This is a genomic window from Fusobacterium necrogenes, from assembly GCF_900450765.1.
GTDB lineage: Bacteria > Fusobacteriota > Fusobacteriia > Fusobacteriales > Fusobacteriaceae > Fusobacterium_A > Fusobacterium_A necrogenes.
In genome coordinates this window covers 381,146-403,879 of record NZ_UGGU01000003.1, presented here as the reverse complement: position 1 = coordinate 403,879, position 22,734 = coordinate 381,146, and the positions used below count along the sequence as shown (strand labels likewise).

Below are 22,734 nucleotides of genomic sequence, written 5' to 3'. Positions count from 1 at the left end.
TCTCCAATTTTATAAAAAATAATTTTGAAATATGATATAATAAAAACTATGAAGATAAAAATAACTAGAAAAAAAATGAAAAATATTACAATCAGAATAAATAGTGATGGAGAAGTTCTTGTATCTGCTCCAATAAAAGTTCCAAATTCATATATAGAATCTCTCTTAAAAGAAAAAGAAAAATGGATAAGAGAAAAAATAGCTCTAATAGAAGAGAGGAAAAAGTTAGAAACTAAGTTTGAAGAAGGAGATAAATTCTATTATCTTGGATTTCCATATATTATCAAGATAGAAATATCTCCTCAAGAAAGATGTGAGATTAAAGATAATAACTTTATAATCTCTCTTAAAGAGAATAGCTTTGAAAAGAGAAAAAAATTAATCAATCAATGGATATATGATAACTTTTATCCCTATGTTATCAATAGAACTATGGAGATAGGAAAAAGTATAGGATATTCTCCTAAAGTGATAAAATTTAGAGATATGAAGACTAGATGGGGTTCTTGTAACACTCTCTCTAGAAGTATAACCTTTAATCATCAACTCTATAAAAAGTCAAAGGATATAATTGATTATGTCATTCTTCATGAACTATCTCATATTCCATATCCACATCATCAAAAAGAATTTTGGGATTTTGTAGAAAAATATATGCCAAGTTGGAAAGAAAAAAGAAAGCAATTAAGAAATAATATTTAAGGAAGTGAAAATATGAATAGTCAACTAAAAAGTTTAATTTTAATGGGATTTTTAGGTTTAGGGGTAATTGGACTTTACAACTATATAAATAAAGAAGAGAAAGTAGAAATTAAAATAATTAATTCTAATAATTATAGTTCTACTCTTTCAGAAAAAGAGAGAGAAAAATTAGACGGAATAACATCTGCTTCAGTAGTTCCAGCTTCTTATGTTTCAAAATACATACCTCATGGATTTACAAACTCTAATAAGAAAAAAGCTCTCTTTGTAGTAGGAGATAATAGAGATAACTCTATACTTTTTGATATGGTATATACCTCTATGAAATATTTTGAAGAAAATGGTATAGAGGTAGAGATTAGAGATTTATATAAAATGAATTTTAACCCTATTTTACATCCCGATGAGTTTTATTCTCAAAAAGATGGGGTAGGAGCTACTCCTGAAGATGTAATCATTGAACAAAATTTTATTACAAAAGCCGATTATATAATATTTGCTTACCCTAACTGGCACGATAGTGCTACTTCTATAGTAAAGGGATATCAGGAAAGAATTTTTGGAAAAAAATTTGCATACGACTTTAATTCTGATGGACATATAGGACTACTTAATGGAAAATCTATTTTTACTATAATGAATTGTGGATATTTAGGTGGAGGAAGAGGGTTCATTGGAGATGGAGTAGGAATAGAAGATAAAAAATGGGATAATTATATGAAAGCTTATAAAGTTTTTGATGATGACATGGCAAATTGGTGGGGAATGAAAAATTTAGGTAGATTTGTAAATGATAGATATCCTAAACCTTCAACTCAAGAGTATTTAAAAGAATTAAATTTACTTAGAAATGATTTAAAAAATTATCTTAATCAAAAATTCTTTAATTATGAAATCTAATCTTATAGATATAAATATTTTGTCTTACTAAAATAAAAAAGTCAAAAATCTTTATTTGACTTTTTTACCTTTCTTTAGTATATTTTTAAATAAATATCTAAAAATATAAGGAGAAATATCATGAAGAAAAAAATTTTTTTTGTTGTTGGAATACTCTCTATTATTTTAGGAAGTATAGGTATTTTTCTTCCAATACTTCCCACTACTCCTTTTTTACTTCTAAGTGCATATTGTTTTAATAAATCTTCAGAAAAATTTCATAAAGCTCTCTTAGAAAATAAAATTTTTGGAAAATATATCAAAGATTATCAAGAAAAGAAAGGTGTTAGTAGGAAAAATAAATTTATAGCTATCCTTACTTTAATCATTAGTGTTACTTTTTCTATAACAAAAATATCTAATTTATATCTTAAAATCTTTTTAATAGTAATATTGATAGTAGTTTCTTTTCATATTTTAAAATTAAAAACTTTGAATTAGTTATTATTTTTTAGTTTGATATTAAAAATATTTAAATAAACAAATTTTTTCTTGACTTTTATTTAACATTCATGTATAATTCAATTAATCCTTTCTTTTAAAGTATTTTAATTTACTTAATTAACAACTAATATAAAAGCTGTCAGTGAATTAACGATCTGACAGCTTTTATATTTCTATAATGATAAAATATTTAAGATAACAACTTTTAATTTCTTAGATAATTTTTGCTTTTTAAAATAAATTAGCTAATAACATCTATTAAATTTAAACCACTTCATAAATTTAATTTTGTTTTATTATTATAAAAAAGCTTCTATACCTGAGAAGCTATATATCATAATTTATTTATTAATTCTTTAAAATAATTGTAAGCCATATCTAAATCATTTTCATCTGGATGCTTACTTGCATCTTCCCATCTTTTTATTCTTTCAGGGTTTGGTCCATGAGGATGATCTGGTCCAAATTTTGTTTTCATCATCTCTATAAGTTTTGGATCAATAGCTCCTTGACAGTGATAGTGTCCTACTACTTCATTTTCATTGCCTTCAAATAATTTTTTTATTCTCTTTATACAATCCATAGCGTGTTGTGAGTCTGGATAAGCTCCTAATGTAAATATGAAAGCTGTTTTCTTTTTCTTTATTGTTTCGATAAAATTAAGAGCCTTTGTATCTGCAGTCCCTTTATCTATCCAAGTTCCGACAACTATTAAATCATAATCTAAAGTTGTTACTTCACTTATATCTTTTATTTCTACCTCAGTAAAAGCTTCTGCTGCTGCTTCACAAACTTTTTTAGTGTTCCCTGTTAGTGTTGAATAAGTAACCAATATTTTCATCATATTCCTCCTACTTTTTTTATTAAAACTTATATCATATTTTAATTATAAAGTCAAATTATTAGATTTTATTTATTTTTTATTGACTTTATATAAAAAAAATATTATTATATCTATAATAAAATTATTTTGAATTTCAAAATATAATTGAATGTTAATAATTGGCTAAATATGTATGCTTTAGAGGAGGATTTGGATGATTAACAATTTATTATTATTTAATAAGAGGCATAAATCTCATCATGATAGTACTGGACTTATTAGCAAATATGTTCCTAGTGAAAAAGCTGATAAATCAAGTTTTAAAGCTATGCTTGAGATAAAGCCGGATGATAGAAAAAAAGCTATTTATGTACATACACCATATTGTGATAAAATATGTTCATTTTGTAATTTAAATAGAAAACAACTAGATGGTAGTCTAGATTCCTATGCTGAATATATAGCTAGTGAATTTGATAAATATGGTCAAACAACATATTTTAAAGAGAGTACTTTTGATGTTATTTTCTTTGGTGGAGGAACTCCTACTATTTATAAACCTAAACAACTTGAAATTATACTTCAGAGTATTCAAAGAAATGTAAAACCTGGAGAGAACTATGAGTTTACTTTTGAAACAACTCTTCATAATCTTACTAAAGAAAAATTAGAAGTAATGATGAAATATGGAGTAAATAGACTTAGTGTAGGAATTCAAACTTTCTCAGAAAGAGGAAGAATTTTCTATAATAGAACTTATAGTAAAAATGAAGTTATTGAAAAACTTAAAAAACTAAAAAACTTCTTCAAAGGAGAGGTATGCGTAGACATTATCTATAATTTCCCTGACCAAACTATTGAAGAGGTTGTTGAAGATGCTAGAATTGTGAAAAAATTAGAACTTGGAAGTGCTAGTTTCTATTCCCTTATGGTTCATGAAGGATCTAAGCTTTCTAAAGATATTGAAGCTGAAAAAGTAATAATGGAAGAGGATATGAAAAAAGATTATCTTCTTTACTCTCATTTTGTTGATGAAATGTTAAGAGAGAATAAGTACCACATTTTAGAACTTACTAAGATAGCTAAAAATGGTGGAGATACTTACCAGTACATTCAAGTTAGAAATAGTGGTGGTGATACTTTCCCTATTGGAGTAGGTGCTGGAGGTAGTGTTCAAGGAATTGAAGTATTTAGAATGAATAAAGAGATGAGCTTTTATTCTAAGCAGACTGAATACCATGCCAAATTTGCTAAACTTTCTGGAATAATGCAGTTCCCTATCATCTCTAAGGAGAGTATTAAAGCTATTTTAAACGAGGAAGAGTATACGTACTTCTGTGAAAAAATGAAGAATTATGGGGAAGAAAAACTTGTTATTGAAAAAGAAAATTCCTTTAATTTTACTAAAGATGGGGTTTTCTGGGGAAATAATCTTTCAATAGATATTATTGGATATATTTTAGATAAAGTTTTTAATAAATAAATTTATATAATTTTATTTTATTAATCTAATAATTAATTTAATGTAAAGGAGAGATATACATATGAATAAGAAAAAAGCTACATTGCTTTGGGCTCTACTTGCTGTATGTGCCTATGGAAAAACAAACAGTATTAACTTAGGAAAGAGTCTTATTTACTCTACTACAGGATTTGCTACTGAGATGAGAGAGGTTGCTGCCAACCCTACAATCGTAACATCTGAAAAAATCGAAGAAAAAGATTATAAAAGTGTACTTGAAATTTTAGAAGATATTCCTAGTGTTTCTATTACCAAAGATACTTTTGGTTCAACTGTTGACTTAAGAGGTCAAGGTGGAACTATAGCTAAAAGAAATGTTCAAATTCTTATTGACGGAGTAGCAGTAAACTCTTTAGATACTTCTATGACAAGTACACCTATCAATACAATCCCTGTAAGTTCTATCGAAAGAATTGAGGTTATTCCTGGTGGAGGAAGTGTTCTATATGGAAGTGGAACTGCTGGTGGAGTAATCAATATCATCACTAAGAGAGGAAAAGGGCTTAGAGCTAATGTAGCTTATGATTATTCTAGTTTTGGTGGAAATAAATATGACATTTCTGCAGGGCAAACTTTTGGAAAATTTAATGCTAATGTAATTTATAGTAAAACTGATACTGATGGTTATAGAGATGAATCTCATGATAATACGGAATTTTTCCAAGGGAATTTAAAATATAATATCAGTGATAACCAATCATTAGAATTAAAATATTCTAATTATGAGTCTGGTATTCTATCTCCTGATATGCTAACTAAAAAACAAGTGGAAGAAGATAGAAAACAATCTGGTTCTTCTATTACTAATATCCACACTGAAAAAGAAGACTATGTTTTAACTTATAATACTAAAATAAGTGATAACTTAGATTTTAACTTAGTTGCTTTCCAACAAGAAACAAATATGAATATAGCTAATAAAGGTAAAAAGCCATATGGATTCTTTGATGATAAAAAAGTTGGAGTAAAACCTAAATTAAAATATTTTTATGGAAAAACTGGAAGCTCGATAGTATTTGGATTAGATTATATTGATAATGAAGCTAAAAGATATGCAAATATGGACCAAATGGGAATAAGTGTTACTCAGAATAAATTTAATAAAGAAACCTTTGGAACTTTTATTATGAATAACTACAAAACTGGTAGCTTTGAATTTAACCAAGGAATCAGATATGAAAAATCTAATTATGATATTTGGAGAAAATCAACAACTACTCCTCCAGGGATGCCTTTTCCTATTATAAAAAATTTAGATAAAAATAAAGACATAGATAATTTTGCAATAGAATTATCTGGAAATTATTTATACTCTGATACAGGGAAAATTTATACTAGATTAGAACAAGGATTTACTTCACCACCACCAGCACTTTTAACTGATACAGTGCCATATATAAAGCAGACTCCTATGGGAGAAATGAAAGGAACAAATTATGAATTAAATAACTTAGAGTCAGAAACATATAGAAGTGTAGAATTTGGAACGAGTGACTATATTGGTAATACAGCTATTAATACCTCTATTTTCTATACTCAAACTGATAATGAAATTTATACTAATATGATAGGAATGGGAACACAAACTTTAAATTACAATATAGATGAAACAGAAAGATATGGAGCTGAAATCTCTCTAGAACATTACTTTGGAAAATTAACTCTTTCTGAATCTTATCAATATATGCATGCTGAAATAAAAAAAGGTATTGAAAAACAGTATACTGATAGTGGTGATAGAATTGATGGAGCTAATTTAGCTGGTAGAAAAATTGAAGGGGTTCCTACTCATAAGTTTACTTTAGGAGCTAGATATGATTTTACTTCTAGATTCAATATCAATGGTGAGATGGTATATACTGGAAGTTCATACATTGAAAATAGTAATGAATCTGGTAAAAAAGGTAGTTATACAGTTACAAATATTAGAGCAGGATATACTTTTAATAATGGTTTAACTCTTTACGCTGGGATTAATAACCTGTTTGATAAAGAATATTATAGCTCTATTAAATATAGTCAATCAGAAGGTTACACTTATGACCCAGCAGCTGAAAGAAACTACTATGTAGGATTTAGATATAGTTTATAAGATAAAAAGAGATTAAAATGTGAGGAATTATATGAAGAAAATTTTACCTATCGTGCTTACAATAGGAATTATCATAACAGGGATACTTGCTATACCTATGGGGAGTGTCCCTATTCCTCTGGAGTATATATTTTCTCCAGGAAAAGCACCTGATTATATAAAAACAATAATTTTTAACCTAAGATTACCTAGAATAATTATGTCTCTATTAATTGGAATGATGTTAGCATCTAGTGGAGTAGTGGTACAAACAGTATTTCAAAATCCTCTTGCCGATCCTTATATTATTGGAATTGCAGCAAGTGCTACTTTTGGAGCTGTAATTGCCTTTGTGCTAAATCTTCCAGATTTTATGTATGGTGTCTTAGCTTTTATAACTTGTTTAGCTAGTACTCTTCTTATTTTTAAAATGGCTAAAAAGGGAAACAAAGTAAATGTTGCCACTCTGTTAATAGTTGGAATTGCCGTTTCATCTTTCTTAGGAGCATTTACATCTTTTACTATGTATCTAATTGGAGAAGATTCCTTTAAAATAACAATGTGGATGATGGGGTATCTTGGAAATGCTACTTGGAAAAGAGTTATCTTTATCTTAATTCCACTTATCTTATCACTGGTATATTTCTATTCTAAAAGACATGAATTAGATGCTCTATTATCTGGTGATGAAGAAGCCCACTCATTAGGAGTTGATGTAAATAGATTGAAAGTGAGAACACTTACTGTGTCTGCTCTTATTGTAGCTTTTTCAGTGGCTTTTTCTGGAATGATTGGCTTTGTAGGGCTCATTGTACCACATACTATTAGAATGATTGTAGGTCCATCTAATACTAAGGTGCTACCTAGCACAATTTTAGCTGGTGGATTTTTTCTACTCATATGTGATACCTTTGGAAGAATAGTTCTTGCTCCAGTAGAGATTCCTATTGGTGTAATTACTGCATTTTTTGGAGCTCCATTCTTCCTATACTTAGCATTAAAAAATAAAAGGAGAGATTTCTAATGGAAGCTATAAAAATTGAAAACTTAAATTTCTCCTACGGGAACAGAAAAATACTTCAAGGTATTAATTTAGAATTAAAAAGAAATAAATTAACAGGAATTTTAGGTCCAAATGGTTGTGGAAAATCAACTCTTTTAAAAAATATTTTAGGATATTTAAAAAGTGAAAGTGGGAATATTTATATAGATAAGATTCTAAGTAAAAATATATCTCAAAAAGAGAAAGCTAAACTTCTTTCTCTGGTTCCCCAAAAATCTCAACTTGTATCTGCTATGGATGTAGAAGAGTTTGTACTTATGGGAAGACTTCCCCATTTAAAAAATAGTTGGGATGGGTATTCAAAGAAAGATGTTGAAATTGCTCAACATCATATTAAAGAGCTAGACTTAGAAAAATTTTTACATAGAAAAGCTGTTAGTCTTTCTGGTGGAGAGTTTCAAAGAGTTCTTTTAGCAAGAGCTCTCACTCAAGAAACAAAAATTATTTTATTAGATGAGCCTACATCTGCTTTAGACTTAAACCATGCTTTGGATTTAATGAAAAAAGTAAAGGATAGTATCATTGATAAAGAGCTTACTGCAGTAGCGGTACTCCACGATCTGAATCTTGCTGCCATGTTTTGTGATGAAATTGTCATGTTAAAAGATGGAAAGGTATTTTGCCAAGGAACTCCTAAGGAAACTTTAACTAAAGAAAATTTAAAAGCTGTCTACGATTTAGAATCTCAAGTTTGTTATACAGAAGAGGGAATTCCTTATATCATTCCTAAATTAAAAGGAGGAAAATAAATTGAAAAAAATAATTTTTTCTTTTATGTTTATACTATACTCTCTATCTTTTTCTGCTCTAAAAGTAGAAAATAATCAAGTTATAGATAGTTATAATAATAAGATTGAACTTAAAGAGTATAAAAAAATAGTTGTTTTAGATCCTGCAGTAATAGAAACTCTATATTTAATTGGGGCTGAAAACCATATTGCTGCTATTGGAACTATAGCAAGAAGCAAAATTTATCCTGAAGAAAAGGTAAAATTACTACCAAATGTAGGACATATTAATAATAGTAGTGTTGAAAAAATACTTTCTTTCTCTCCTGACTTAGTTTTAATAAATGCTATGTCTCCAAAACTAGGTGATACATTAAAACCTTTCAACATTCCCTATATAGTTGTTGAGGCTAATAGTTTTAATGATATTTTAAATAATATAAAACTTTATGGTAAGCTTACTGGAAATGAAGAAAATGCTGATTTGCTTTACGATAAATCTATTGAAAAATTAAATAATATAAAATCTAAAATTACTGCTCAGCCACTTAATATGAAAGGAACAGTACTATATTCAACTTCTCCTATGATGGCTTTTAACTCTAAATCTCTTCCTGGACAGATATTATCTCTTCTAGGAATTGAAAATCTAGCAGATAATTTAGTTGGGGACAAACCTATTATATCTCCTGAGTTTTTATTACAACAAAACCCAGACTTTTTAGCTGGAGCAATGAGTATTTCTAAACCTGAAGATATTTTAAATAGTAATATAATAGTTAAGGAAACAACTGCTGGAAAAAACAATAATCTTTTTATTGTAGATTCTACAAAAATTCTTAGAGGTTCTCCAAGAATTTTTGAAGCAGTTGAAGAATTATATAAAGAGTTAGAAAATTTAAAAAATAATTAAAGAGATGGAACTTTACAGTTCCTATTTCTTTATATAATTATTTCGAAATTCAAAATTTTAGTTTTCGGAAAGGAATGATACTATGAAAAAAATTACAATTTTACTTTTTACTATACTTTCTTTTTTCTCTTTTGCTGAAGAAAAAATAAAAATTGGAGTTACTCTACAACCTTACTATAGTTTTGTAGCTAATATTGTTAAAGACAGAGCAGAGATTATCACGCCTGTTAGATTAGATATTTATAATTCACATAACTATAGTCCTACAGTTGAAGATATGAAAAAAATATCTTCCCTTGATACTATAGTTATAAATGGACTGGGTCATGATAGTTTTATCTATAAGCTGCTTAAAATGAGTGGAAAAAATATCCCAATTATTGAAGCTAACAAAAATATAAAATTAATGCATACAGAAGGAATATGTACCCACGAACATAATCATGATGTGCATGAAGAAGAACATCATCTTGAACATTCACATAATGAGGAAGTAAATTCCCATACCTATATCTCTATAACTGAGTCTATTGAGCAAATAGAGTATATTGCAGATCAATTAGGAAAATTAGATCCTAAAAACAGAGAATTCTACTTAAAGAATGCAAAGGAATATACTGATCGTTTAGCTAAACTAAAAAAAGATGCTCTTAATGAAATCAAAGATATAGATATCTCTAACTTTAAAGTTGTTACTTTTTATGCAGGTTATGACTATCTTTTTAAAGAATTTGGAAAAAAAGTCGATATAGTTATTGAGCCAGCACATGGAGTAGAGCCTAGCATAGTACATTTACAACATATTATAAAAAAATTAAAAGCTGAAAATATTAAAGTTATTTTTGGTGAAAAACAATTAAAAAATAAATATATGGAAATTTTAAAAAGAGAAACTAGAGCAGACATCAAAGAACTTTATCATATGACTGGTGGTTCCTATTCTGCTGAAAGTTTTGAAGAGATGATTTCTCAAGACTTGAATGAAATTGTCTCTGCTCTAAAAAAAGAAAAATAAAAGGATAAAAAATGGAAAAATATGAACTAGAAATTAAAAATTTAAACCTTTCTATTGATAATAATTCTATCTTAGAAAATATTAATCTCAAGATTAAGAAAGGGGAAATTCATTGCTTAATTGGACCTAATGGTGGAGGTAAAAGTTCTCTTATAAAATGTATTTTAAAAGAACTTAACTTTCAAGGGGATATTACCTTCCAAAATAATCATAAAAATATCATTGGATATCTCCCTCAACATATCAATCTTAATAATTCTATCCCCTTGACTGTTAATGAATTTATATCTATTAATTCTCAAACGTCCCCCTGCTTTTTAGGTTTTGATTTTAAAAAGCAAAGGCAGGTTGATAATCTTTTAAAAAAATTTAAACTATATGATAAAAGAAATTCAATTTTTACAACTTTATCTGGTGGAGAAAGGCAAAGAGTATTATTATTACAATCTCTTCTCCCTACACCAAATTTTTTAATTTTAGATGAACCTTTAACTGGTATGGATAAGCATGGAGAAGATTTCTTCATTTCGCTTATAAAAGAACTTAAAGAACAAGGAATTACAATACTATGGATAGAACATAATTTATATAAAGTAAAAAAATTTGCTGACACTGTTACTTGTATAAATAAAACAAATATAGCTTGTAATCTTTTAGATAGTAATTTTTTTGAAAAAGAAATCTCAAATATTTTTTGTAGGTGATTTTATGTTGGAAATACTTAATTATTCTTTTATCACAAATGCTCTTATTTCAGCTTTTTTTATAGGACCACTGTTAGGAATTATTGGAACACTTGTTGTAAGCAAAAAAATGGCTTTCTATTCTGAAGCCATAGGGCACGCTGCAATGACAGGAATAGCTATAGGAATAATATTAGGAGAAAATTATTTGACTCCTTACCTCTCCACCTTTGGTTATTCTATCTTATTTGGAATTTTGATTATATATACAAAAACTAAAACTGATATAGCCTCAGATACTCTAATTGGAATTTTTTTAGCAGTCTCTATTTCCATTGGAGCTTCTCTTTTAACTTATACAGCTGGAACAATTAATCCACATATAATTGAAAATATTCTTTTTGGTTCAATACTAACTATTGAGAAAATAGATATATATATTCTAATAACTATAACTGTTTTAGTTTTTATTATTTTATACCCTTGTTACAATAAATTTTTATTAATCAGTATAAACCCTAGTATTGCCTTAGCTAGAAAAATAAATATAAAATTTTATGAGTATCTTTTTATTATTCTGCTAAGTATCACTACAATAGGAGCAATAAAAATAGTTGGTTCTATTTTAGTTGAAGCATTACTTTTAATCCCAACTGCTTCAGCTAAAAATATCTCTAATTCAATGAGAGGCTTTATAGGATACAGTATTTTATTTTCAACTCTCAGCTGCATATTGGGAATAACTCTTCCTGTTTATCTTACTCTTTCTATTCCTTCTGGTGCTGCTGTAATTTTTTCTTCAACAATTATTTTTATAATAAGTATAATTATTAAAAAATTTAATTAATACTCTAAAAATATATAACTTTTTAAATATTAAAAAAAGCTGTTATCACTAAAAAATTTTACAATTCTAGTTTTTAACAGCTTTTTCTCTTTTTATTAGCACTTTTATATCAAAGAGTAAAAACAATCTAAATACTCTTTAATTAATTCTTTCTTATCATCTCTTGGGACATATATAGCAAATATTTCCTTCTCATCTTCCCCATAGAATCTTATTGAACAACTTTTTCTTCCAAACATATTATCCTCTACTAAGAAAATCTCTTTTATTTTATCAACACTTAAATGTCCTCCTATTGAAGATTCTGGATCATGGAAATTTAAATACCCATGGGCATAAAATCCCTTTGGAAACTTATCTTTTATTTCCAAAACAAAGTTAGGAGTTACTACTAATAGAAAAACTTTTTCCCATCCTCTTAATATTTCAAAAAGTTCTTCTCTTTTCTCAAGAGGATATTTTCTTGCTGTTGGAGCTTCTCTTAATACCTCTATTAGAGATATTCCTAACTCTTTAGCTATTTTTTCTAAAGATATTTTTTCATTTTCAGCTATTAATTTTTCAATTTCTTTTCTCATTTTTCTACTCCTTAAAATTTATTTTAATAATTATCTATATTCTTCATTCTTATTACCAACTAACTGAAAAACTTCTCCATAATTTTATATTCTCTAATATTACCAATAAAAAAATACACCTAAATCTTAAATAATAAGATTTTAGGTGTCCCTTCCTGTTATAAAATATAAATTACATTCTTTCTAATGTTCTAATTCCAAGTAAATCCAATCCATCTTTTATAGTATCTCCAGCTACTTTAGCAAGTAATCCTCTTGAGAATAAAATCTCATCTTCCTGATTAAGTATTGGACAACTATTGTAGAAGCTATTAAACTTCTTAGCTAATTCAAATAGGTAATCAGCTATCACATTTGGCTTAAATGTTTCAGAAGCTTTTATTACTGCCATAGGGAAAGCAGCTATATGATTAGCTAAAGCTCTCTCTTGAGGAGTTTTTATTAATATAGTTTTAGTAAAATCTATTCCTTTACCTTCTGATTCTGCCTTTCTTAAAATAGATTGAATTCTAGCATAAGAGTATTGAAGATATGGAGCAGTATTTCCTTCAAAACTTAAAATTTTATCCCATTCAAATATTATTGGACTTTGTCTATTTTGAGATAGATCAGCATATTTTATAGCTCCTACTCCAACTATTTCAGCTATATTATCTTTTTCTTCAAATGATAAATCTGGGTTTTTCTCATTTACTATATCATAAGCTCTCTTTTTACCCTCATCCATTAGTTGCTCAAGTCTAATTACATTTCCTTTTCTTGTAGAGAATACTCCATCAGCAAATCTCATTATTCCAAACCAGATATGATGTTTAGGAACATTCCATCCTAACATATCTGTTATTTTAAAGAATTGTTTAAAGTGGTCTTGTTGTCTCTCATCTGTTAAATATATTATTTTATTAATATTATAGTTATCTTTTCTAAATTTTACAGTAGCTATATCAGATGTAGAATATAGAAAAGCACCATCTTTCTTTTGTACTATACATGGGAATAGGTTATCTTCCTCTGGGAAGAATACTACTTTAGCTCCATCATCTTCTACTGCTATTTTCTTTTCTACTAATTCTTCAACTACACCTTGCATCATATCATGATAGAATGACTCTCCATAATAAGTATCAAAATGTACATCTAATCTTCCATAAAGCTTTGCATACTCATCTAATGATACTTTTATAAACTCTTTCCAAAGAGCAAAATTTTCTTTATCTCCATCTTGTAACTTTTTAAGCTCAACTCTAGCTTCTTCTTCAAGTTCTGGATGCTCTTCAGATTGCTTTGTAAACTCCACATATACTCTTTCAAGTTCCTCTATAGCATTGACTTTATAAGCTTCTCTATCTAACCATCTTCTATATCCTATAATAAGCTTTCCAAATTGAGTTCCCCAGTCCCCTATATGATTATCTGCTACAACATGATAACCTAAATATCTATAAATTCTTGCTATAGAATCTCCTATTATTGTTGAACGTAGATGACCTATATGCATTCTTTTAGCTATATTTGGAGAAGAAAAATCTATAACTACATCTCCTTTTCTATTTAAAAATGAAAAATCATATTTTTCCTTTCTTGATTTTTTTAATAGCTCTCCTAAATATTCACTCTTTAAAAATATATTAATAAATCCTGGCCCAGCTATCTCAAGTTTCTCTATAACATTATTTTTTACTAAGTTATCCATTATCTTTTGAGCTATCATTCTTGGATTATTCCCTATTATTTTAGAATTCATCATAGCAAAATTGGTTTGAAAATCTCCAAATTTTTCATTTGTAGCTACCGATATTTCTATCTTTTTTAACTCCTTATCATTGTATAATTTAATAACCGTCTCCTCAAAAATTCTAGCTATCTCTCTATCCACAATATGCATCTCTTCACCTTCTTCTCAACACATTTCATAATATTTTCAAATAAAAAAAAGGGACAAAGTCCCATAAGAAAAGCTCCAACCTACCGTCTTCAATACGGTTTTAGTCGCCAAAACCATAAGTGGTAGTCAGTTACTAACAGCATACAGAGTCCGTAATCAACTTAAGCTCTAAGTCATTCGTGACTTTGCTGAGCTACTGAGAGCAGCGCCAACCCCATGACGACATTAGGCCCAAAACCTCAAGAAATAACGTGTAGGTCAGAAATCTATTCTCGTTAAGGAAATTATATCACTTATTTATGAATTTTTCAAGTACTAATATTTTATTTTCTATTACTTTTCTATTTTTTCTTCTTCTTTATAAGTTACAGCAATATTTAGCTCATCTAATTGCTCTTTGTCAACAAAATTTGGTGCTTCTGACATTAAACATTGCCCTTTATTTGTTTTAGGAAAAGGAATAACCTCTCTTATAGAAACCTCTTTTAACATTACCATTAGCCATCTGTCTATTCCAAAAGCAAGTCCTCCATGAGGTGGTGCTCCATATTTGAAAGCATCTACGAAGAATCCAAACTTCTCTCTAGCTTCTTCATAAGATAATCCTAATCTTTCAAACACTTTGTTTTGGATTTCAGGATTAAATATTCTTATAGAACCTCCTCCTATTTCAAATCCATTTAATACCATATCATAAGTGTTAGTTCTAATACTTTCAGTTTGTCCACCTAAGAAAGCTTCCATATCTTCTCCTTTGATAGAAGTGAATGGATGGTGCTCAGCTTTGTATCTTCCCTCTTCTTCATCATAAGTAAACATTGGGAAATCTACTACCCATAGGAATTTAAACTCATCATTATTAATTAAATCTAACTCTTTTCCTATTCTAAGTCTCATAGCTCCTAAAGCTCCATATACTACTTTTGCTTTATCAGCTATTATTAAAATTACATCTCCTGGATTTGCTTCAGCCTTAGCTATGATAGCTTTCATTTCCTCTTCTGAGAAAAATTTAGCTATTGGAGAAGTTATAGCTCCATCTTCAGCTATTTTTATGTATGCCATTCCCTTTGCACCAAAATATCTCTTAGCATACTCTTCATACTCTCCAAGAACTTTTCTTGAGAATTTTTCAAAAGCTTTTGGAGCTGTTATACATTTTACAATTCCACCATTGTCAGCTACATCTTTAAATGCTTTAAATCCGCAATTTTTAACTATCTCTGTTAAATCTTTTAGCTCCACTCCAAATCTTACATCTGGTTTGTCAGAACCAAATCTTGCCATAGCTTCAGCATAAGGCATTCTTGGGAATTTATAATCAGCTACTTCTCCTGTTATTGCTGTAAATACATTCTTAGCTAATCCCTCTATTGTATTCATTACATCATCCATCTCAACAAATGACATCTCTACGTCTAATTGAGTGAATTCAAATTGTCTATCTGCTCTTAAATCCTCATCTCTAAAACATTTAGCTATTTGGAAATATCTCTCTACTCCAGCTATCATTAAAAGTTGTTTAAATAATTGTGGAGATTGAGGTAATGCATAAAAAGTTCCTGGATTGATTCTACAAGGTACTAAAAAGTCTCTTGCTCCTTCTGGAGTAGATTTATTTAATAATGGAGTATCCACATCGATAAATCCCTCTTTATCCATATAATTTCTAATAGCCATTATCATCTTATGTCTCATTCTAAGATTATTTAACATCTTAGGTCTTCTGATATCTAAATATCTATATTTTAATCTGATATTTTCGTTTAAATTATCCTCTGTTCCAGTTATTTGGAATGGTAATACATCACAGTTATTTAAGATAGTTAGTTCAGTAGCAAATACTTCTATCTCTCCAGTTGGGATATTCATATTTTTGCTATGTCTTTCTCTTACAGTTCCTACTACTCTTATAACTGCTTCATTTCTTAATTTTTGAGCTTGTTCTACAACATCCTTTGGAGCTACATCTATATCAAAAACTACTTGAGTTTTTCCCTCTCTATCTCTTAAGTCGACGAAAGTTAATCCTCCTAAGTCTCTAGTTGTATCTACCCAACCAGATAGTGTAACTGTCTGTCCGATATTCTCTTTTCTTAATTCACCAAGATTATGAGTCCTGTAAATCATTCTTACCCTCTCCTTAATATACTTGAAAACTAAAAATTATTCTATATTACATAACTCTTAAGTTTCCATAGCTAATTACAATATAATTATTATTTACTTTTTAATTATCTCAATAGCTTTTTCTAAGCTCATCTCTTCTTGAGTTCTAGCACTAAAATCTTTTAGCACCACAACATCTTTATTCATCTCATCTTCTCCAACAATTATACAGTATTTTACTGCTAATTTGTCAGCTTTTTTCATATGAGATTTCATTCCTTTAGAATTAAAATCAACAAAAGTTTTTATTCCATTATCTCTTAAAATTTTAGCTATTTTTAATCCAAACTCTTGAGTATTTTCTCCTAACCAAGCTACATATACATCTGGATTATTTTTAGGATAATCTTCAAGAAGCATCATCATTCTCTCTACTCCAGCAGCAAATCCTACAGCTGGTATATCCTTATCTCCTAACTGCTTTAATAGATTATCATATCTTCCACCACCTAATACAGTTCCTTGAGCTCCTAATTTATTAGTTACTATCTCATAAACAGTACTTGAATAGTAGTCAAGTCCTCTTACAAGTCTTGAATCTTCTACATATTTCACTCCAAAAATATCTAAGTATTTTTTTACAGTTTCATAATGAGCTCTTTCCTCTTCATTTAATGAATCTATTATACTAGGAGCATCTTTAGTAAGCTCTTTACACTTGTCAACTTTACAATCTAGAACTCTTAAAGGATTTTTCTCCATTCTCATTCTACAATCTTCACAAAGTTCTTCTTTCATTGGCTCTAAGAAGTTTAATAGCATCTCTCTATACTTAGTACGAGAAGCATTAGTTCCTACAGAGTTAATGTGTACCTCTAAATCTGTAATTCCTAATTTTTCTAATAGAGAGTAACTCATAGCAATAACTTCAGCATCTAATATAGGTGAGCTTTCTCCTAAAACCTCTACTCCTATTTGGTTAAACTCTCTTTGTCTTCCTGCTTGAGGTCTCTCATATCTAAACATTGAACCATTATAGTAATATTTAGTAACATCTTCTTTTCCATAGATAGCATTCTCTAGATACGATCTTACAACAGAAGCTGTATTTTCAGGTCTTAAAGTTAAGCTTCTATCTCCTCTATCTTTAAAAGTATACATCTCTTTCTCTACTACATCTGTTCCCTCTCCAATTCCTCTTTTGAATAAATCAGTCTCTTCAAATATTGGAGTTTTTATAAATGTATATCCATAACTTTCAAATATTTCTTGAGCTGTCTTAGATATATATGTATATTTTACTGCATCTTCTCCAAAAATATCCTTTGTTCCTCTAGCAGCTTTTATAAGTTTCATTACTTCACCTCTTCTATTTTCCCCATAATTTTTCTAACTTTTCTTTTATGAGTTTTTCATTTTTATTATCTCCAGGAATATAATATTTCCTTTTTTTATTACTATATTTTTGTTTTACAAAATTTCCTTGATAATCATGTGGATATAAATATCCTTTTGGATTATGACAAATATTTTGTGGAACAGCTTCCATATCTCCATTTTCAATATCCTCTAAAGCTTTAGCTATTCCCATATAACAAGAATTACTCTTAGTAGAAATAGCTATATAGATTACAGCTTGAGCTAAAATTATTCTAATTTCTGGCATACCTATTCTTTCACTTGCCATCATAGCACTATTTGCTACAAGCATAGCTTCTGGATTAGCCATTCCTATATCTTCGCTAGCATGTACCACAAGACGTCTAGCTATATATCTTGGGTCCTCTCCACCAGCAAGTAATCTCCCTAGCCAATAAAGAGCTGAGTCTGGGTCACTTCCCCTCATACTTTTTATCATAGCTGAAATTAAATTGTATTTATCTTCAGCTTTATGATATGAAACTTGTCTTGTTCTAAAAATTTCTAATACCTCTTCTAGTTTCAAATTTGTACAACTATTTTTATAGAGCTCAAGATAATTTAAAGCTATTCTACTATCACCTTGAGATATATCTAAAATACACTCTATTATTTCATCTGATACATCTTTTAACTCTAATTTTTCTATTCCTCTTCTAACTATTTTCTCAATATCCTTTCTCTCTAAAGCTTTAAATTCAAAAATCATAACTCTTGAAAGTAAGGCATTATTAAGAGAATAATAAGGGTTTTCAGTAGTAGCTCCTATAAGAGTAATAGTTCCGTTTTCACAATAAGAAAGAAGGGCATCTTGTTGCATCTTATTAAACCTATGTATCTCATCTAAAAAAAGTATTGTCTTCTTACCATAAAACTCTATACTCTTTTTAGCCCTCTCTACTACTTCTCTCAAATCATTTAAAGAAGCTGTAGTGGCATTTAAAGTTTCAAAATTACTATTGATACTTTTAGAAATTATCTCTCCTAGAGAACTTTTCCCACAACCAGGTGGTCCATAAAAAATTGAATTAGAGATATTTTGTCTTTCTATAAGTTTTCTAAGTATTCCTCCCTTCCCTAAAAGTTTTTCCTGTCCTATAAAATCATCTAAATTTTGTGGACGCAACTTCATAGCTAGAGGCTTTACCACTTCATAATTATTTCCAAATATATTATTTGTCATTCTATCATCTACCTATAAAAAAGACGTATTGGACCCAATACGTCTCTTACTTTATTTTACTAAGTATAATAAAAGTGCACTAATAATAAATAATGTCGCTACAATCTCTGTTGCTCTAGCTAAAGGACCACCATCTTTTGATATTCCAAATACTGTATTTGATGCTCCTAAACCCATACTTGCAGATGTTCCGTGACTTCTATCTGGTTGTATCAACACTAATATTATTAATGAAATAGCAAAAATGAATAATAAAACTGTAAACAAAGTTTCCATTCCATGCCTCCTAGAATTTTCTATAAATATCCACTAAATTATAGCATAATTTCTTAAGTTCGGTCAATAATAATTTCCCTGTAATATTAAAGGATAATTGTAATTATATTTTACCCTACTATTTTTTTAGGTTTTATCCAATCAAATTCTTTCCCCATATTATAATTTCTTATAAACTCTTCTTTAAACTCTGTAAATCTATCTTCTAAAATAGCTTCTCTAGCATTTTTCATAAGTTTAATTAAGAAATATAAGTTATGATATGTAGCAAGTCTTTGTCCTAGTATCTCTTCTGCCTTAAATAGATGTCTGATATATCCTCTTTTAAAATTTCTACAAACATAGCAATCACAATCTTCATCAAGAGGTCTATCATCTTCTGAATACATAGCATTTTTTATTACTAATCTACCATACTTTGTAAATACTGTTCCATGTCTTCCTATTCTTGTTGGTTGTACACAATCCATCATATCTATTCCAGACTCTACTGCTTCTAACATATCTAGTGGCTCTCCTACTCCCATTAGATATCTTGGCTTATTCTCTGGACATTTTTCTACTATGTAATCTAAAATTCTATACATATCTTCTCTTGGCTCTCCTACAGCAAGTCCCCCTATTGCATAACCAGAGAAATGTTCGTCCATTTCACTTAATTCTCTCAAGCTTTTATCTCTTAAATCTTCATATATTCCACCTTGAACAATGGCAAATAATCCTTGTTCATCTGGTCTTTTATGAGCCTCAATACATCTTTTTGCCCATCTTGTAGTTCTTTCTATTGATGGTATCATATACTCTCTACTTGATAATCCTGGCGGGCACTCATCAAATAACATAACAATATCTGAACCTAAATTATTTTGAATATTGATAGATTTTTCTGGAGTTAAGAAATGTTTTGAACCATCTAAATGAGAACTAAATCTTACTCCCTCCTCTGTTATCTTTCTTAGAGCACCTAAACTGAATACTTGGAATCCTCCACTATCTGTAAGTATAGGTTTTTTCCAATTCATAAACTTATGAAGTCCACCAAATTTTGCCACTAATTCATCACTTGGTCTTAAATACAAATGATAAGTATTTCCTAAAATTATTTGTGAACCAATAGCTTCTAGCTCCTCTGGTGTCATTGCTTTTACTGTAGCTTGTGTTCCCACTGGCATAAATACTGGTGTTTCTATCTCGCCATGAGGAGTAGTTATTTTTCCTGCTCTAGCTTTACCAGACTTCTTTTGTAACTCGTAAGTTACAGGTAATTTTTTTGTCATTTTCTCTCCTATCTAAGTCCTATCTACTGATATTATCTCTTTCATTTTTAGCATATTATTCAATAGATATTTATATTCATTTTTATTTGAAATCTCTATTGTAATTTGGAAATTCATATATCTTTCACCATTTCTATTTACCTCATTACTATTTATTGTAATTAAATGGATTTTATGATTTGCTATCAAATTTATGATATTCATAAGTATATTTGGTTTATCATACACAAGTACATTAAATGTAAATTTATATTTATTTTCCTTTTGTTCCACTACTTTGCTATCCCATTGTACATCTATCTCTCTAGTAGGATCTTGAGCTACCATACTTTGAAAATTTTTACAATCTCTTCTATGGACAGTTATTCCTGTAAGTTTAGTTACATATCCTCCAATTTCATCTCCTGGTAAAGGTGTACAACATCTAGCAAATCTAATTAAGGTGTTATTTATTCCATCAATTATTATTCCATAGTCATTTTTACTTGAAGAATTTTTCTCTTTCTCTTTTTTCTTCTCCATTAACTCTTCAATATTTATATTTTCAATTTTTCTTTCCTTTTCTATTTTTTTTCTAAGTTTATCAATTATTATATCTATCTTACTTCGTCTTTCACCAACATGATAATAAAATTCATCTAAAGATGTAATATTATTCTTTTCCATATGCTTTTTAATAATTGGGTCATCTTCCATTTCTTTTAAAGTTATTCCAAGTTTTCCCAACTCTCTTTCAAGATTTTCTCTACCATTTTTTATAGTTTGGTCTCTTACTAAATCTTTTAAAACTTTCTTAATTTTACTTTTTGCACCATGAGTAACAACAATGTCTAACCAATCTTTATTTGGTCCCTTAGAATTTTTAGAAGTTATAATTTCTACTCTATCTCCATTTTGTAACTTATAATCAAGTGTCACTATTTTTCCATTAACCTTAGCACCTACACACTTACATCCTATTTGAGTATGTATTGAGAAAGCAAAATCAAGAGGTGTAGCTCCTTGAGGTAACTCTGTAATATCCCCTTTAGGTGAAAATACAAACACTGTTTCATTTATTATATCTTTTGTTACACTATCGATAAACTCTTGAGCTGTTTCTGTTTCTTTTTGTAGTTCCAAAATATTTCTAAGCCATCCATACACCTGATCACTCTTCGTCACTTTACTGTGCTCTTTATAACTCCAGTGTGCAGCAATCCCTTCTTCAGCTACCTTATCCATCTCTTCTGTTCTTATCTGTATCTCTATAAATTTCCCTTGTGGGCCTACTATAGTAGTATGAATAGATTGATAGTTATTAGATTTTGGTACAGCAATATAATCTTTAAATCTTCCAGGTACAGGTCTAAAATGACTATGAATTACTCCTAATGTATTATAACATTCTCCCTCTGTATCAACTATTATTCTTACACCCATTAAGTCATAAATATCATCAAATTCTTTATTTTTTTCATACATCTTTTTATAAATACTGTAAAAATGCTTAAATCTTCCTTTTACACTTCCTTTTATGCCAGTTTCATGTAATAAATTTACTATCTTTTCAATAAACTCTTGAATATACTCTTCTCTTTCTTTCTTTTTAGAATCAATCAAAGATTTTATATTTATATATTCTTTTGGTTTTAAGTAACGTAAAGCTAAATCTTCTAATTCCCACTTAATCTTAGCTATTCCTAATCTATGAGCAAGAGGTGCATAAATATCTAAAGTTTCTTGGGAGATGGATATTTGCTTTTCTGGTTTCATATACTTCATAGTTCTCATATTATGAAGTCTATCTGCAAGTTTTATAATTATTACTCTTAAATTTTGAGCCATAGCTAAAATCATTTTTCTTATATTTTCATCTTGCTTTTTAGTACCATTAGGAAGAGTTTTTAACTTAGTTACCCCGTCAACTAATGTTGCTACTGCTTCTCCAAAATTATATTTTATATCAGCTAAAGTAATTAAAGTATCTTCTACTATATCATGAAGTATTCCAGCGACTATAGTATCTGTATCCATTTTCATATCTATTAAGATCTTTGTAACCTCTACTGGATGCATAATATAATCTTCCCCAGATTTTCTATATTGTCCTTCATGGCACTCTTCAGCAAAGAAAAAAGCTAATTTTATTTTTTCAATATCAACTTTTAGATTATTTTCCTCTATTTCTTTTAGTATCTCTTCCCAATAATTCATAATCTCCTCTTTTCTATCTACAATTAAAAAAGTAATAAATAAAAAATCTAAAACAACCTCA

At 28.7% G+C, this 22,734-nt stretch carries 20 protein-coding genes; 11 read left to right on the top strand and 9 right to left on the bottom strand.

What is annotated here, in order from left to right:
- Window positions 1-75: 75 nt before the first annotated feature.
- From DYA59_RS02320 to DYA59_RS02310, 3 genes are all read left to right on the top strand, one after another.
- Entirely contained in the window at window positions 76-702 is a 627-nt protein-coding gene (locus tag DYA59_RS02320) for a M48 family metallopeptidase (RefSeq protein WP_245943707.1), read from the top strand.
- Between the two features lie 12 nt (window positions 703-714).
- Window positions 715-1,602 carry an NAD(P)H-dependent oxidoreductase gene (locus tag DYA59_RS02315; protein WP_115268970.1) on the top strand — a complete coding sequence of 296 codons (888 nt, stop codon included), beginning with the start codon at window positions 715-717 and terminating at the stop codon, window positions 1,600-1,602.
- A gap of 120 nt (window positions 1,603-1,722) precedes the next feature.
- Window positions 1,723-2,082: a YbaN family protein gene (locus DYA59_RS02310; RefSeq protein ID WP_172606931.1), complete on the top strand. Its 360-nt coding sequence runs from the start codon at window positions 1,723-1,725 to the stop codon at window positions 2,080-2,082.
- Between the two features lie 337 nt (window positions 2,083-2,419).
- Here DYA59_RS02310 and DYA59_RS02305 read toward each other — a convergent pair whose 3' ends face one another.
- On the bottom strand, window positions 2,420-2,926 hold the full coding sequence (locus tag DYA59_RS02305) for a flavodoxin family protein (RefSeq protein WP_115268967.1): 507 nt from the start codon (window positions 2,924-2,926) through the stop codon (window positions 2,420-2,422).
- A gap of 196 nt (window positions 2,927-3,122) precedes the next feature.
- On the opposite strand from DYA59_RS02305, the gene DYA59_RS02300 reads away from it, so the two are divergent.
- The 8 genes from DYA59_RS02300 (at window position 3,123) to DYA59_RS02265 (ending at window position 11,750) form a co-directional block, all read left to right on the top strand.
- Entirely contained in the window at window positions 3,123-4,391 is a 1,269-nt protein-coding gene (locus DYA59_RS02300; RefSeq protein ID WP_115268965.1) for a radical SAM protein, read from the top strand.
- Between the two features lie 61 nt (window positions 4,392-4,452).
- Window positions 4,453-6,522 (top strand): TonB-dependent receptor family protein, encoded by a 2,070-nt coding sequence (locus DYA59_RS02295; protein ID WP_115268963.1) that lies wholly within the window; start codon window positions 4,453-4,455, stop codon window positions 6,520-6,522.
- 31 nt (window positions 6,523-6,553) lie between these two features.
- Entirely contained in the window at window positions 6,554-7,525 is a 972-nt protein-coding gene (locus DYA59_RS02290) for a FecCD family ABC transporter permease (RefSeq protein ID WP_115268961.1), read from the top strand.
- Window positions 7,525-8,313 (top strand): ABC transporter ATP-binding protein, encoded by a 789-nt coding sequence (locus DYA59_RS02285; RefSeq protein WP_005884069.1) that lies wholly within the window; start codon window positions 7,525-7,527, stop codon window positions 8,311-8,313. The genes DYA59_RS02290 and DYA59_RS02285 overlap by 1 nt, the downstream gene beginning before the upstream one ends.
- 1 nt (window position 8,314) lies before the next feature.
- The gene (locus tag DYA59_RS02280; RefSeq protein WP_245943705.1) at window positions 8,315-9,205 is read left to right on the top strand and encodes an ABC transporter substrate-binding protein; all 891 of its coding nucleotides are present in this window, start codon (window positions 8,315-8,317) and stop codon (window positions 9,203-9,205) included.
- 82 nt (window positions 9,206-9,287) lie between these two features.
- Window positions 9,288-10,220, top strand: coding sequence for a metal ABC transporter solute-binding protein, Zn/Mn family (locus DYA59_RS02275; protein ID WP_115268959.1), 933 nt, complete (start codon window positions 9,288-9,290; stop codon window positions 10,218-10,220).
- Between the two features lie 11 nt (window positions 10,221-10,231).
- On the top strand, window positions 10,232-10,924 hold the full coding sequence (locus DYA59_RS02270; protein WP_115268957.1) for an ATP-binding cassette domain-containing protein: 693 nt from the start codon (window positions 10,232-10,234) through the stop codon (window positions 10,922-10,924).
- Between the two features lie 4 nt (window positions 10,925-10,928).
- Entirely contained in the window at window positions 10,929-11,750 is an 822-nt protein-coding gene (locus DYA59_RS02265; protein ID WP_115268955.1) for a metal ABC transporter permease, read from the top strand.
- Between the two features lie 104 nt (window positions 11,751-11,854).
- Here the strand turns inward: DYA59_RS02265 and hutX are convergent, their stop codons facing one another.
- From hutX to DYA59_RS02225, 8 genes are all read right to left on the bottom strand, one after another.
- The gene (gene hutX, locus DYA59_RS02260) at window positions 11,855-12,328 is read right to left on the bottom strand and encodes a heme utilization cystosolic carrier protein HutX (RefSeq protein ID WP_115268953.1); all 474 of its coding nucleotides are present in this window, start codon (window positions 12,326-12,328) and stop codon (window positions 11,855-11,857) included.
- Window positions 12,329-12,500: 172 nt separating this feature from the next.
- On the bottom strand, window positions 12,501-14,213 hold the full coding sequence (gene argS, locus DYA59_RS02255) for an arginine--tRNA ligase (protein ID WP_115268951.1): 1,713 nt from the start codon (window positions 14,211-14,213) through the stop codon (window positions 12,501-12,503).
- Window positions 14,214-14,546: 333 nt separating this feature from the next.
- Complete coding sequence (aspS, locus tag DYA59_RS02250; RefSeq protein WP_115268949.1) at window positions 14,547-16,343, bottom strand: aspartate--tRNA ligase; 1,797 nt, start codon at window positions 16,341-16,343, stop codon at window positions 14,547-14,549.
- Window positions 16,344-16,436: 93 nt separating this feature from the next.
- Window positions 16,437-17,678, bottom strand: coding sequence for a histidine--tRNA ligase (hisS, locus tag DYA59_RS02245; RefSeq protein WP_005886436.1), 1,242 nt, complete (start codon window positions 17,676-17,678; stop codon window positions 16,437-16,439).
- Window positions 17,679-17,691: 13 nt separating this feature from the next.
- The gene (locus DYA59_RS02240) at window positions 17,692-18,924 is read right to left on the bottom strand and encodes a replication-associated recombination protein A (protein ID WP_115268947.1); all 1,233 of its coding nucleotides are present in this window, start codon (window positions 18,922-18,924) and stop codon (window positions 17,692-17,694) included.
- Between the two features lie 51 nt (window positions 18,925-18,975).
- Window positions 18,976-19,200, bottom strand: coding sequence for a preprotein translocase subunit SecG (gene secG, locus DYA59_RS02235; protein ID WP_115268945.1), 225 nt, complete (start codon window positions 19,198-19,200; stop codon window positions 18,976-18,978).
- A gap of 110 nt (window positions 19,201-19,310) precedes the next feature.
- Window positions 19,311-20,477 carry a tRNA guanosine(34) transglycosylase Tgt gene (gene tgt / locus DYA59_RS02230; RefSeq protein ID WP_115268943.1) on the bottom strand — a complete coding sequence of 389 codons (1,167 nt, stop codon included), beginning with the start codon at window positions 20,475-20,477 and terminating at the stop codon, window positions 19,311-19,313.
- Window positions 20,478-20,489: 12 nt separating this feature from the next.
- Window positions 20,490-22,673 (bottom strand): RelA/SpoT family protein, encoded by a 2,184-nt coding sequence (locus DYA59_RS02225; protein WP_115268941.1) that lies wholly within the window; start codon window positions 22,671-22,673, stop codon window positions 20,490-20,492.
- Window positions 22,674-22,734 lie beyond the last annotated feature (61 nt).